Origin of the sequence: Terrimesophilobacter mesophilus, from assembly GCF_014200375.1 — a bacterium.
GTDB classification, from domain to species: domain Bacteria; phylum Actinomycetota; class Actinomycetes; order Actinomycetales; family Microbacteriaceae; genus Terrimesophilobacter; species Terrimesophilobacter mesophilus.
In genome coordinates this window covers 300,551-313,134 of record NZ_JACHBP010000001.1, presented here as the reverse complement: position 1 = coordinate 313,134, position 12,584 = coordinate 300,551, and the positions used below count along the sequence as shown (strand labels likewise).

General features: G+C 66.4%; 9 protein-coding genes and 1 pseudogene. 8 read left to right on the top strand and 2 right to left on the bottom strand.

What is annotated here, in order from left to right:
* Nucleotides 1-185: 185 nt before the first annotated feature.
* The 5 genes from BKA04_RS01490 (at nucleotide 186) to BKA04_RS01470 (ending at nucleotide 4,224) form a co-directional block, all read left to right on the top strand.
* Nucleotides 186-1,679, top strand: coding sequence for a PucR family transcriptional regulator (locus tag BKA04_RS01490; RefSeq protein WP_104094831.1), 1,494 nt, complete (start codon nucleotides 186-188; stop codon nucleotides 1,677-1,679).
* A gap of 27 nt (nucleotides 1,680-1,706) precedes the next feature.
* A complete protein-coding gene (locus BKA04_RS01485) occupies nucleotides 1,707-2,294 on the top strand; it encodes a CDP-alcohol phosphatidyltransferase family protein (protein ID WP_232841926.1) in 588 nt (195 codons plus the stop codon).
* 41 nt (nucleotides 2,295-2,335) lie between these two features.
* A complete protein-coding gene (locus tag BKA04_RS01480; protein ID WP_104094830.1) occupies nucleotides 2,336-2,812 on the top strand; it encodes an FHA domain-containing protein in 477 nt (158 codons plus the stop codon).
* Nucleotides 2,812-3,510 (top strand): transcriptional regulator FtsR, encoded by a 699-nt coding sequence (gene ftsR, locus BKA04_RS01475; RefSeq protein ID WP_104094829.1) that lies wholly within the window; start codon nucleotides 2,812-2,814, stop codon nucleotides 3,508-3,510. Before BKA04_RS01480 ends, ftsR begins: the two co-directional genes overlap by 1 nt.
* 162 nt (nucleotides 3,511-3,672) lie before the next feature.
* A complete protein-coding gene (locus tag BKA04_RS01470) occupies nucleotides 3,673-4,224 on the top strand; it encodes a MerR family transcriptional regulator (protein WP_104094828.1) in 552 nt (183 codons plus the stop codon).
* A gap of 192 nt (nucleotides 4,225-4,416) precedes the next feature.
* Here the strand turns inward: BKA04_RS01470 and BKA04_RS01465 are convergent.
* Nucleotides 4,417-5,205 (bottom strand): annotated as a pseudogene (locus tag BKA04_RS01465) (ParA family protein); the annotation flags it as partial.
* Nucleotides 5,206-5,328: 123 nt separating this feature from the next.
* Here BKA04_RS01465 and BKA04_RS01460 point away from each other — a divergent pair.
* From BKA04_RS01460 to def, 3 genes are all read left to right on the top strand, one after another.
* Complete coding sequence (locus BKA04_RS01460) at nucleotides 5,329-8,727, top strand: pyruvate carboxylase (protein WP_104094827.1); 3,399 nt, start codon at nucleotides 5,329-5,331, stop codon at nucleotides 8,725-8,727.
* A gap of 72 nt (nucleotides 8,728-8,799) precedes the next feature.
* On the top strand, nucleotides 8,800-10,089 hold the full coding sequence (locus BKA04_RS01455) for a MinD/ParA family ATP-binding protein (protein ID WP_174719806.1): 1,290 nt from the start codon (nucleotides 8,800-8,802) through the stop codon (nucleotides 10,087-10,089).
* A 21-nt stretch (nucleotides 10,090-10,110) separates the two neighbouring features.
* A complete protein-coding gene (gene def / locus BKA04_RS01450; protein WP_104094825.1) occupies nucleotides 10,111-10,602 on the top strand; it encodes a peptide deformylase in 492 nt (163 codons plus the stop codon).
* A 16-nt stretch (nucleotides 10,603-10,618) separates the two neighbouring features.
* On the opposite strand, the gene BKA04_RS01445 is transcribed toward def, so the two are convergent.
* The gene (locus BKA04_RS01445) at nucleotides 10,619-12,430 is read right to left on the bottom strand and encodes an AMP-dependent synthetase/ligase (RefSeq protein WP_221234167.1); all 1,812 of its coding nucleotides are present in this window, start codon (nucleotides 12,428-12,430) and stop codon (nucleotides 10,619-10,621) included.
* Between the last annotated feature and the right edge of the window lie 154 nt (nucleotides 12,431-12,584).

The window sequence follows — 12,584 nt, the reverse complement described above, 5'->3', positions numbered from 1 at the left end:
GACTCGATGGGGGGTGAGCAGCGCGCTAGCCTGCATGGTCCCATCGACCCGCAACCGTGCGGGTGACGGAATCCTTGCTGACATCGCCATACTTAGGAATAGTAGGGCGCACGACCTGTGGCGAGGTCGGTCCGGAATGGACGACGCTCCCCACAACTATTAGCCGATTCGGACAAGGATGCGAGATGGGCGCGATCACGGTTCGCGAGGTTCTGACACTTCCGGCGCTGCGCGGCAACTTCGTCGTCGCGGGAGCCGCCGGGCTGGACCGCGCCGTGACGGGGGTGAACGTCATGGAGGTGCCAGACATCGAATCCTTCGTCAAGCCTGGCGAACTCCTGCTCACCACCGCATATCCGTTGCGAGAGCATCCTGAGGAGCTTGCCGTGCTCGTCAGAACGCTCGCGACGCTCGGGCTTGCCGCGCTGGCGGTCAAGACCGGCCGCTATCTCGAGAGACTCCCCGATGACGCACTCGCCGCGGCGAACGAGCTCGAGCTCCCCGTCGTGCTCCTGGCCGAGGACACCTCGTTCAATGAGGTGATCGGTGCCGTGCTCGCGGTCGTGCTCACGGAGTACGGTGCGGAACCGGCGGGCGCTGAAGCGATTCGCGAACGCCTGACGGGTGTTGCCCTCGCCGGTGGTGGGCTCATGGAGATTGCGAGGACACTCGCCGGCGCGCTCGATCGGCACGTCAGCATCCTCGACCCGGCTGGTGCGCTTCTTGGAGAGGGCGGTGACGCATCGCCCGATGAGTCGACCGGCTCCTGGTCGTTCCCTGTCACTGTCGGCGGCCTCGAACGCGGATGTGTCGTCGTCGACGGCAGGGATGAGCCGACGCTCGGACAACGGCGGCTCGTTCGGCAGGCGTGCTTCGCCGCGGGCATGCACATCGCCCAGGCGGTCGCGAGCCTCGAACTCGATCGGCAGATGCGCGTACTCTTCCTCGAGGAGCTCGTGGCGGGTAGGGCGGTCGATCCCTCCCTCGTTCGGGAGAGGTCCCGGCTGTTCGGCTGGGACTTCCGCTCGCCGCACGTCGTGGTGCTCGCACGGCTCGGACGTGAGATACCGGATGCTGCCATCGCCGGAGTGGCCCGCGGAGCACTGCCCAAGGGTGCTCTCGCATGGGCTCGAGGACAGGAGGTTGTGGCGATCGTTCCCGCAGACTCCGTGCCGGCCGACTCCGTTCCGTGGCCGGCAGCGAGGCAGTGGAGCGCTGCACTGCGCAAGCAGGGGGCTATGGAGGTCATCGTGGCCACCGGCAGCATCGCCCACACCGCGGCAGAGCTTTCGGCGTCCCACGCCGCAGCGCGCGAGTCGCTCGCGATCGCCCAGGCAACCGGACGCGTCGAGGTCCGCCATGACGTCCTGGCCCTCGAGCGCGTCATCCTCTCTGTCCCCGGAGACCTTCTGGCCGAACTGGTCGAGCGGGAACTCGGCCCACTGCTGGCCGCCGATGCCGCAAACGGTTCGGAACTGTGCAGCACGCTGGAGATGTTCCTCGGTACAGGGAACGCGGCGGATGCATCCCGTCGACTCTTCATCCACTACAACACGATGAAGCACCGGATGTCGCGCATCGGCGAGCTCCTCACCGCCGACCTCCACGACCCGCGGGCACGCCTTCGTCTGTCCTTCGCGCTAGAGGCCAGGAAGCTCGTCGCAGGGTCTGCTGCGTAGCCGTCCTGCTCGGTAGACTGTGGCGTTGTGACGGCTGACTCGACGAACCAGGTGAGCTCGAGAATCTTCACGGTCCCGAACATCCTGAGCTTCATCCGGCTCGCGCTCGTCCCGGTGTTCCTCGTGCTCGTGATCATGGGGTACGACATCCCTGCGCTCATCGTCCTCGTGGTTTCGAGCATCACCGATTTCCTCGACGGGGTGCTCGCTCGGCGGCTCGACCAGGTGTCGAGGCTCGGCCAGCTTCTCGACCCTGCTGCCGACCGACTCTTCATCTTCGCCACGCTCATCGGGCTCGCCGTGCGCGGGATAGTGCCGTGGTGGCTCGTCACCGTCATCGTCGGCCGCGATGTCCTGCTCCTCGTCCTGGGGATCACGCTTGCGAACTTCGGCTACGGTCCGCTTCCCGTGCACCACCTCGGAAAGATCGCAACGTTCTGCCTCTTCTACGCATTGCCCATCCTCATGATCGGGCAGGCGTTCCCCGCTGTCGCGTTCGTGAGCGCGCCGATCGGCTGGGCGTTCGCTCTGTGGGGGGCCTTCCTGTACTGGTGGGCCGGCGTCATCTACATCATCGAAACGCTTCGCGTCGTCAAAATTCCACGGGTCGCCTGACCGCGTGAATCGGATACTGTAGAGGGCTAAGGAGGTTGAGGATGGTCACGCCGAACGATGAGGGTCACCCCGCCGCCGAAGGCCGACGCGAGGACGATACGACCGCGCATTTCGGTCAGGACTTCGAATCGCAGATCGCTGCACTCGACGGCGAACTCACCGCAGAGGAGCAGGAGGCGATCGCCTCGCTTCCCTCGGCATCCGCGCTTCTCATCGTGCGCCGCGGCCCCAATGTCGGGGCTCGCTTCCTCCTCGACTCGGATGTCACGACCGCCGGCAGGCACCCGGATGCCGACATCTTCCTCGACGATGTCACCGTCTCGCGACGGCACACCGAGTTCCAGAGGCACGGCACCGTCTTCGAGATGAAGGATCTCGGTTCGCTCAACGGAACCTACTTCGACGGAGTCCGGATCGAGAACGCAATCCTCTCGGACGCCGCCGAGGTGCAGATCGGCAAGTTCCGACTCACGTTCTACGCCTCCCGCGCGGACCTGGCCCCGGCGACCGGTCGGTAGTGGCGGCGTCATCCGCCCAGGCGAGGAAGCCGGGCACGCATGGGCTGTTGAGCATCGGGCAGGTGCTCGCCCGGTTTCGGCCCGAATTTCCGGACCTGACCCCGTCGAAGCTCCGATTCCTTGAGGAGCGGCAACTGATCAGCCCCGCGAGGACAGAGTCCGGCTATCGCAAGTTCTCCGCCTCGGACCTGGACCGATTGCGTTTCGTCCTGACCATGCAGCGCGAGCACTACCTCCCGCTCAAGGTCATTCGCGGCTATCTCGACGAGTTGGATGCCGGCCGCCAACCCGAGTTGCCCGGCGCTGCAACCGGCCCGATCCCCACGATCCTGTCCACCGAGCGCCGATTCCAGCGGGATGAACTGATCCGCGAAGCGAATGCCAGCCCGCAACTGCTCAACGACGCCGTCTCCGCCTCACTCATCGTGCCGGCCGAGCTTTACGGCGAGCCCGTCCTCGCGGTGCTGAAGTCACTCGTGGAGCTCCAGCGGTCCGGAATCGAACCGCGACACCTTCGCGGTTTCCGCGCCTCCGCGGAACGCGAGCTCGGGCTCATCGAGAGCGCGCTCATTCCGGTGTCGCGGCGAAAGGATGCCTCGAGCCGTGCCAAGGCGAACGAGCTTGCGCGGGATATCGCCGGCCAGCTCGAAATCGTGCGCAGCAGCCTCATCCGCTCCGCACTGTCGCGATTGGACTAGTTTCGCTCCGGAGGGGCGCACGTGAATCCGCGGTAGGCTTCAGGTTCAGAGACTCGACACGCCGAAGGCGTTCGATCGGATGTGATTGCCTCTGACCGGACCGGTGGGTACCGTGGAGGCTGCGGACGTGAATCGTCGACAGCGCGCAGGGAAGGCAACCCAATGAGTGAACCACGCAGTATCAACGAGGACTCACGGTACGACCTCGGCCTGCTGTTCACCGACGGTCTTCCCGACCTGGACGACTCGGCGGGATACCGCGGTGCGATCGCCGCGCGGGCCGCGGGCATCAGCTACCGCCAGCTCGATTACTGGGCCCGCACCGAACTCGTCGAACCGACCGTGCGCGGTGCGGCAGGGTCTGGCACGCAGCGCCTCTACGGGTTTCGCGACATCCTCGTCCTCAAGCTCGTCAAGCGTCTTCTCGACACCGGGATCTCGCTGCAGCAGATCCGCACCGCGGTCAACCAGCTCCGCGAGGCCGGCGTCAACGACCTCGCGCAGACGACCCTCATGAGCGATGGCGCGAGTGTCTACCTGTGCACCAACAACGATGAGGTGATCGACCTCGTCAGCCGCGGTCAGGGCGTGTTCGGGATCGCCGTGGGCAAGGTTCTGCGCGAAGTGGAGTCGAGCCTGATCGAGCTGGACACCGTCGCGGGAGCCGACCCGGCGGACGAGCTCGCCGCGAGGCGTGCGACCAGGGCATCCTGAGCCGCACTATTCGAAGAGGTTCCCGAAGGGGTTCCGCTCGTCCGTCAGCCGAGGCTGCTGCTGCGGTTGAGCCTGCTGCTGCGGCGGCGGCATCGGAGAAGTCGATGGTGGTATTGGCGGCGGCGCGGCGGGCGGCGCGGCAGCGGACGCAGTCGGGGGTGCAGCCGGACCCTGCTCGAAGGGCACGCCTCCCACCGGGATCCGTCCGGCGCGGATGACCCGATCGAGAAGCTGGTCGAAGTGGTGGGCCATCTCCTCTGCGCTCTCGCCCGGCCACACGTGTAGTGGCTTCGCGGCGCCCTGCGCCTGCTGGAGTGATGTGCGCTCGGGCAACTGGGGGCTGAGAACGAGCGGGCCGAACATGTCGCGAAGTTCCTTGATGCGGAACTGGTGCTCCAGCGACTGGATCTTGGCGCGATTGACGATGATGCCGAGAGGCTGGAGCCTGGGGGAGAGGCCCCTCCGAATCTCCTCGATGGCGCGAAGCGCGCGGTCCGCAGCGGCGACGGAGAACAGTCCGGGCTCTGTGACGATCGTGACGCGGTCACTCGCGGCCCAGGCGGTGCGGGTCAATGCGTTGAGGGACGGCGCGGAGTCGACGAGCACGAGGTCATAGTCGGCCTCGAGATGGGCGAGCGCCTCTTCGAGCTTCCAGATGTCCCGGATGCTCGGATGCGGGCCGTCGAAGTTGATCGCCGACGGGCTGCCGATCATGACATCGACCTTGCCCGGACGCCCTCGCGTCCACCCGCTCGGGGCGATCGCCGAACGCACGATCTTCTCCTTCGGCGAGGCGAGCACGTCGGCGATGTTCAGGTGACCGGTGACGCTGATGTCCATCCCGGTGGACACGTCGGACTGCGGGTCCAGGTCCACGACGAGCGTGCGAAGCCCCCTGGCGAAAGCGGCCGAGGCCAGCCCCAGCGTCACGGTGGTCTTTCCGACCCCTCCTTTGAGGGAGCTGACGCTGAGTACATGCACGAGTAACGACGATACCTTCACTAGTCTGAAAGAACCTAAATCTTCGCTGGCTGGGTTGCCAGAAGGCCGCCGGAATGGCTGTGCGCTGAGATTATTCTTGGACGGTCACCTGAGAGGAGTCGCGTGTTCCGGAAGATTCTCGTTGCCAACCGAGGTGAGATCGCCATTCGCGCGTTCCGCGCCGCGTTCGAACTCGGCGCGAAGACCGTGGCCGTCTTTCCGTGGGAGGACCGCAACTCGCTGCACCGTCTCAAGGCGGACGAGGCGTACCTGATCGGTACGGAGGGGCATCCGGTTCGCGCGTATCTCGATGTGTCGGAGATCATCCGGGTCGCGAAGGAGTGCGGGGCGGATGCCATCTACCCCGGCTACGGATTCCTGTCGGAGAACCCCGAGCTCGCCGAGCAGGCCGCGGCGGCAGGCATCACCTTCATCGGGCCCGGCCAGCACGTGCTCGAGATGGCGGGCAACAAGGTCACGGCGAAGGAGCACGCCATCTCTGCCGGCGTTCCCGTCCTGGCATCGACCCCGGCGTCGAAGGACCTGGACGACCTCCTGGCGGGCGCGGACGGTATCGGGTTCCCGCTCTTCGCCAAGGCCGTCGCCGGCGGCGGCGGTCGAGGGATGCGCCGTGTGGACCGTCCGGAGGACCTGCGCCAGGCGCTCGAGGAGGCCATGAGGGAGGCGGACAGCGCGTTCGGGGACCCGACGATGTTCCTCGAGCAGGCCGTCCTGCGCCCACGGCACATCGAGGTGCAGATCCTCGCCGATTCCTCGGGCAACACGATGCACCTGTTCGAGCGCGACTGCAGCGTTCAGCGACGCAACCAGAAGGTCATCGAGATCGCTCCGGCGCCGAACCTCGACCCGGTGATCCGGGATGCGCTCTACCGGGATGCGATCGCCTTCGCGCGCTCGATCGGCTACGTGAACGCCGGAACGGTGGAGTTCCTGCTCGACACGGTGGGGGAGCGCGCCGGCCAGCACGTCTTCATCGAGATGAACCCCCGCATCCAGGTCGAGCACACGGTGACGGAAGAGATCACCGACGTCGACCTCGTGCAGGCGCAGATGCGGATCGCTGCGGGGGAGACCCTGGCGGAGCTGGGTCTGGCCCAGGAGACGCTCACGCTGCACGGAGCGGCACTGCAGTGCCGCATCACGACGGAGGACCCGGCGGCGGGATTCCGTCCGGACACGGGCAAGATCACGACCTACCGGTCGCCAGGCGGTGGCGGCATCCGTCTCGACGGCGGCACGATCGACCCCGGGACCCAGATCAGCCCGCACTTCGACTCCATGCTCGTGAAGATGACGTGCAGGGGCCACGATTTCGCCGCGGCCGTCGGGAGGGCGAAGAGGGGGCTCGCAGAATTCCGGATCCGCGGTGTGTCCACCAACATCCCGTTCCTCCAGGCCGTGCTCGACGACCCGTCATTCGCCGCAGGCGACATCAGCACGTCGTTCATCGACGAGCGGCCGGAGCTGGTCAACGCCCGCCCGTCGAAGGACAGGGGGACGAAGATCCTCAACTGGCTCGCGGACGTCACCGTGAACCAACCGTACGGAAGCGGCGACGGCATCTTCAGCCCCTCCGTGAAACTGCCGGTCGTCGACGTCGACGCGCCCGCCCCGGCCGGCTCGCGCGAGCGACTGCTCGAGCTCGGCCCCCAGGGCTTCGCCGCCGACCTCCGGGCAAGGACATCGCTCGCCGTCACAGACACGACCTTCCGTGACGCCCACCAGTCGCTGCTGGCGACGAGGGTACGCACGAAGGATCTCGTGACGGTCGCACCCTACGTCGCCCGGCTGACCCCTGAGCTGTTCTCGGTCGAGGCGTGGGGAGGCGCCACCTACGACGTTGCGCTCAGGTTCCTCGGTGAAGACCCGTGGGAGCGCCTCGCCGCATTGCGAGAGTCGCTTCCGAACATCGCGATCCAGATGCTTCTCCGAGGGCGCAATACCGTCGGATACACGCCGTATCCGACCAAGGTGACCGACGCGTTCGTCGTCGAGGCTGCGGCCACCGGCGTCGACATCTTCCGGATATTCGATGCGCTCAACGATGTCGACAGGATGCGGCCGGCCATCGATGCCGTGCTCGCCACGGGAACGTCGGTCGCAGAGGTGGCGTTGTGCTACACGGGCGACCTTCTCGACCCGGCCGAGAATCTCTACACGCTCGACTACTACCTGCGGCTCGCAGAGCAGATCGTCGACACCGGAGCCCACATCCTCGCGATCAAGGACATGGCCGGGCTCCTGCGGGCCGGAGCCGCCGAGAAGCTCGTAGCAGCGCTGAGAGGGCGCTTCGATCTGCCGGTCCATGTGCACACGCATGACACCGCCGGCGGGCAACTGGCAACGCTGCTGGCAGCGAGCCGCGCGGGTGCCGACGCGGTCGATGTCGCGAGCGCCCCCATGGCCGGCACGACGAGCCAGCCCCCGCTCTCCGCTCTGGTCGCTGCCCTCGCGAACACCGAGCGCGACACCGGGCTCTCCCTCCAGGCCGTGTCGGACCTGGAGCCGTATTGGGAGGCGGTTCGCCACGCCTATCGCCCGTTCGAGTCCGGACTCGCCGGACCGACCGGTCGCGTGTACCACCATGAGATCCCGGGCGGCCAGCTCTCGAACCTCCGGACCCAGGCCGTCGCACTGGGGCTTTCGGAGCAGTTCGAGAAGATCGAGGACTGGTACGCGGCCGCGAACCGCATCCTCGGACGGCCGCCGAAGGTCACGCCGTCGTCGAAGGTCGTCGGCGACCTCGCGCTGGCGATGGCCGCAGCGGATGCCGACCCGGTGGATTTCGAGGCGAATCCGGGACGCTACGACATCCCGGACTCCGTCGTCAACTTCATGGCGGGTGAGCTGGGCGACCTGCCCGGCGGATGGCCGGAGCCGTTCCGGAGCAAGGTGCTGGCCGGAAGGACGGTGTCGATCGAGGTCGAGGATCTCGCCCCGGAGGACAGCGCATCTCTCGACGCCGACTCCGCCACACGTCGTGCGACGCTCAATCGACTCCTCTTCCCGGGGCCCACCCGCCAGTTCGAGGACATCCGGGACCGCTTCGGCGACCTCTCGGTGATGGACACCGTCGATTACCTCTACGGCCTGCATCCAGGCACGGAGCACGTCGTGTCGATCGAGACAGGCGTCAACCTCATCGTCGGCCTCGAGGCCATCGGCGAAGCGGATGACAAGGGGATGCGCACCGTCATGACGGTCATCAACGGCCAGCTTCGGCCGGTGTTCGTCCGGGACCTGTCGATCACGGTCGAGTCGAAGGCGGCGGAGAAGGCGAACTCTTCTGCGCCCGGCCAGGTCGCGGCACCGTTCTCCGGAGTCGTGTCGCTGAAGGTCGCGTCAGGCGACCGCGTCGAGGCGGGCCAGGTCGTCGCGTCGATCGAGGCGATGAAGATGGAGGCCGCGATCACCTGTTCGGTGGCGGGAACCGTCGCACGACTGGCGATCCCCCAGACGCAGCAGGTCGACGCAGGGGACCTGCTCCTCGTCGTCGAATAGCGCCGCCCGACCGCGGGCGAGCGGCCACTCCGTTGTAAGCTGGGGGGTCCGATCAGGAAGGGCCTTTTCGCTGTGGCTACCAAGACCAGGAAGACCGGGGACGGTGCTGAGCCAGCCGACCGTCACGTGACGGGTGATCTCGTGTCCGGCGACCGTGTGTCCGGCGAGCTGCCGACGAGCCTCACGATCGACGTGACGCTGCCGGAGGAGATCCACTCCACCCCCGATGAGGAGCGAGCCGTCTCGATCGACGACGAGACCCTGCGAGCCGGCTCCATCCTCGGCCGCCAGATCTCGACGACATCCATCAATCTCATCCCCGTCATGCCGGATCCCGTCGAGCCTGCACCGTCGGATCGCGAGGCCGACGAGAAGCACAGCAGGCGGAACCGGTTGCGTGGTGACGTGTCGTCCACTCCGGAGTCGGCGGCGATGCTGACCGCCGACCGGCTTCTCGAGCAGCACGGCCGCAAGCGCCCCCGCCCGGAGGGGCTGTGGCAGGAACTCGTGTATTCGAGCACGTTCCATCTCATCAACCTCGGCGATTCGAAGCGGGTGAAGGCGCGCAAGGAGTTGGACGCCCGCATCAGCAAGAGGCTCGACGGCGGTACCCGTTTCGTGCCCGTCCTCACGCGCAAGGGCGGCGTGGGCAAGACGACCATCACGACGCTCCTCGGGATGGCGATGTCGGATGTGCGCGAAGACCGCGTGATCGCGATCGACGCGAACCCTGACCGCGGAACGCTCGCAGAGCGGGTGAGCAAGCAGACCAGGTCCACGGTGAGGGATGTCGTCACCAAAGCGGCGTCCATCACGACGTTCAGCGACTTCGCCAACCTCGTCTCGCGCGACGAGACCAGGCTGGACATCCTCGCCTCGGATACGGATCCGCTGCTCTCCGACGCCTTCGACGAGGACGACTACAACGTCGTCGCCGACCTGGCCGCGCGCTTCTACTCGATCGTCCTCACCGACTGCGGAACAGGAATCGTCCACTCTGTGATGAGGGCGACCCTGCAGCGCGCCGACTCCGTCGTCATCGTGTCGGGAGGAAGCGTCGACGAAGCGCGGCTGGCCTCGGAGACGCTCACCTGGCTGGAGGCGAACGGGTACGGCGCACTCGTGCGGAACGCCGTCGTCGCGCTCAACACCGCGACCCAGGGCACCAACCTCGTGAAGATCGACGAGATCGAGGCGCACTTCCGTTCACGGGTGCGGGAGATCATCCGTATTCCGTATGATCCGCTTCTGGCCGCGGGGTCGGTCATCGATTATTCGAGGCTCCAGCCCCTCACCCGCGCGAGTGCGCGGGAGCTCGCCGCTCTCGTCGCCGACGGGCTTCCGTCGACGCGGGACGAGTAGGACAGCGGGAGCCTCCACACGATGACGGCACGCCAGATCCGGGTCTTCGGTGACCCGGTACTCCGTACGATCTCCGACCCCATCGAGGTGGGAGACCCGTCGGTCGACGGGCTCGTGGAGGATCTCCTCGACACGGTGAGGCTTCCCGGGCGTGCAGGGGTGGCAGCTCCGCAGATCGGCGTGAACCAGCGGGCGTTCAGCTACAACATCGACGGCGAGGTCGGGTACATCCTGAACCCTGTGCTCGTCGAGGTTACGGGTGAACCGCAACTCGTCGACGAGGGATGCCTTTCTGTGCCCGGCTTCTATTTCCAGCGATCCCGCCATCCGTGGGCGCGCGTGACCGGTGTCGACCTCGCCGGTGATCCGGTGGAGCTGTCCGGCGATGGCCTGCTCGCCCAGGCGCTGCAGCACGAGTGCGACCATCTCGACGGCAAGCTCTTCATCGAGGGGCTCGACCGGGACCGCAAACGCGAAGCCATGCGGCTCATCCGCGAGTCGGACTGGTTCTGACCCTTCCGGGCAAGCCCTAACCGACGACCGAGTGCCCCTGCGTCGCCGGCGCATCCTCGTACAGACCGTCGATCGTGTCGGTGAAGTCCTTGAGGATGACGTTCCGCTTGATGCTCAGCTTCGGCGTGAGGTGTCCGCTCGCTTCCGTGAGGTCGTGCGGGAGGATGACGAACTTCCGGATCGACTCCGCACGCGAGACCGACTTGTTCGCGCGATCGATGGCGGTCTGGATCTCGGCGAGCACCTTCGGGTTCTTCGCCGCCTCATCCACCGACATCGTGGCGTCCTCGCCGTTGTTGTTGAGCCAGACCGGAAGCATCTCCTCATCGAGGGTGATGAGGGCCCCGATGAAGGGTCGCTGGTCGCCGACGACGACGACCTGCCCGATGATCGGGTTCGAGCGGATGGGGTCCTCCAGGATCGCGGGTGCGACGTTCTTGCCGCCTGCCGTGACGATCATCTCCTTCTTCCGGCCGGTGATCTCGAGGTAGCCTTCGTCGTCGATCGTGCCGATGTCTCCGGTCTTGAACCACTCGCCGTCGAAGGTGTCCTTCGTGGCCTGTTCGTTGTTCCAGTAGCCGGCGAAGATGTTGACGCCCTTCGCCTCGATCTCGCCGTCCGCACCGAGGCGCACAGCGCATCCGGGCAGCGGGGGACCGACCTTGCCGATCTTGAAGTTGGATGGCACGTTGACCGAGATGGGGGCCGTCGTCTCGGTGAGACCGTAGCCCTCGAGGATCGTGAGGCCGAGGCTGCGGTAGAAGTGGCCGAGGAACAGTCCGAGGGGGGCAGAGCCGGAGACGGCGTACTTCACGCGGCCACCGAGCGCAGCGCGGATCTTGCTGAGCACGAGCCGGTCGAAGAGGGCGAACTGGAGCGCGAGGCCTAGTGGTACCTTTCCGGCATCCAGCGCCTTCGAGTGCGCGACGGCGACCGCTGCCGCCTTGCGGAAGATCTTGCCCTTCCCGCCGCCCTCGGCCTTCTGCTCCGAGGAGTTGTAGACCTTCTCGAACACGCGGGGTACCGCGAGGAGGAACGTGGGCCGGAAGGAGCCCATCGCCGGGAGGAGCTGCTTGGTGTCCGGCTGGTGTCCGACCTTGACGCCGCCGACGATGGCGAGCACCGAGATGAACCGGGCGAAGATGTGGGCGAGGGTGATGAAGAGCAGAGTGCTGGACTCCGTGTTGACGACCTCGGGGATCGCCCCTCTCGCGTTGCGGGTGAGTTCGACGAAGTTGGAGTGGGTCAGCATGCAGCCCTTGGGCCGGCCGGTCGTGCCCGCCGTGTAGATGAGCGTTGCGAGGTCCGAGCCCTTTGCGAGGTTCCGGCGCCGCTCGATCTCCTCGTCCGGGATGTCGGTGCCGGATGCTGCGAGCTTGTCGAGGTCGCCGGTGTCGATCTTCCACACGTTGGTGATGAGCGGGAGGTCAGGGTGCGCTTCGTCGAATCGTGCGAAATGATCCGGCGTCTCGGTGATCATCGCAACAGCGCCCGAGTCATTGAGGTTCCACTGGAGCTGCGACGGGGAGGAGGTCTCGTAGATGGGCACCATGATCGCACCCGCGAACCAGATGCCGAAGTCGATGAGCGTCCACTCGTAGCGGGTCTTGCACATGAGCCCGATCTTGTCGCCGGGCTGGATGCCTGCGGCGACGAAACCCTTCGCGAGCGCTTGAACCTGGCGGAGGAACTCCGAGGCGGTCACATCGGTCCAGCCGCCGTCGTGGGTCGGCAGCGAGAAGAGCGCGAGCTCGGGTGTCTCTTTCACCCGTTCCATCAGGAGATCGGTCGCGTTCGCCTCAGGGTCTGCGGGAACGATGGCGGGCATGTCGTAGTGGTCCACGGCAACTCCTTTGGTACCGGTCAGGTCATTCCATACACTCTATCTGGTCGTGCTGGGCGAGCTCGGCCCGCTTCGGGGTGGAACCGTTCCGCGGGTAGGCTTGTGACATTGCCGTTACGCGGTGGAGTCGCACTCTCGG

Bases quoted from the DNA above. Each gene is read 5' to 3' on its own strand.
- BKA04_RS01490 (WP_104094831.1), top strand. From the start codon at position 186: ATGGGCGCGATCACGGTTCGCGAGGTTCTGACACTTCCGGCGCTGCGC.
- BKA04_RS01480 (WP_104094830.1), top strand. From the start codon at position 2,336: ATGGTCACGCCGAACGATGAGGGTCACCCCGCCGCCGAAGGCCGACGC.
- BKA04_RS01470 (WP_104094828.1), top strand. From the start codon at position 3,673: ATGAGTGAACCACGCAGTATCAACGAGGACTCACGGTACGACCTCGGC.
- def (WP_104094825.1), top strand. From the start codon at position 10,111: ATGACGGCACGCCAGATCCGGGTCTTCGGTGACCCGGTACTCCGTACG.
- BKA04_RS01445 (WP_221234167.1), bottom strand. From the start codon at position 12,430: ATGCCCGCCATCGTTCCCGCAGACCCTGAGGCGAACGCGACCGATCTC.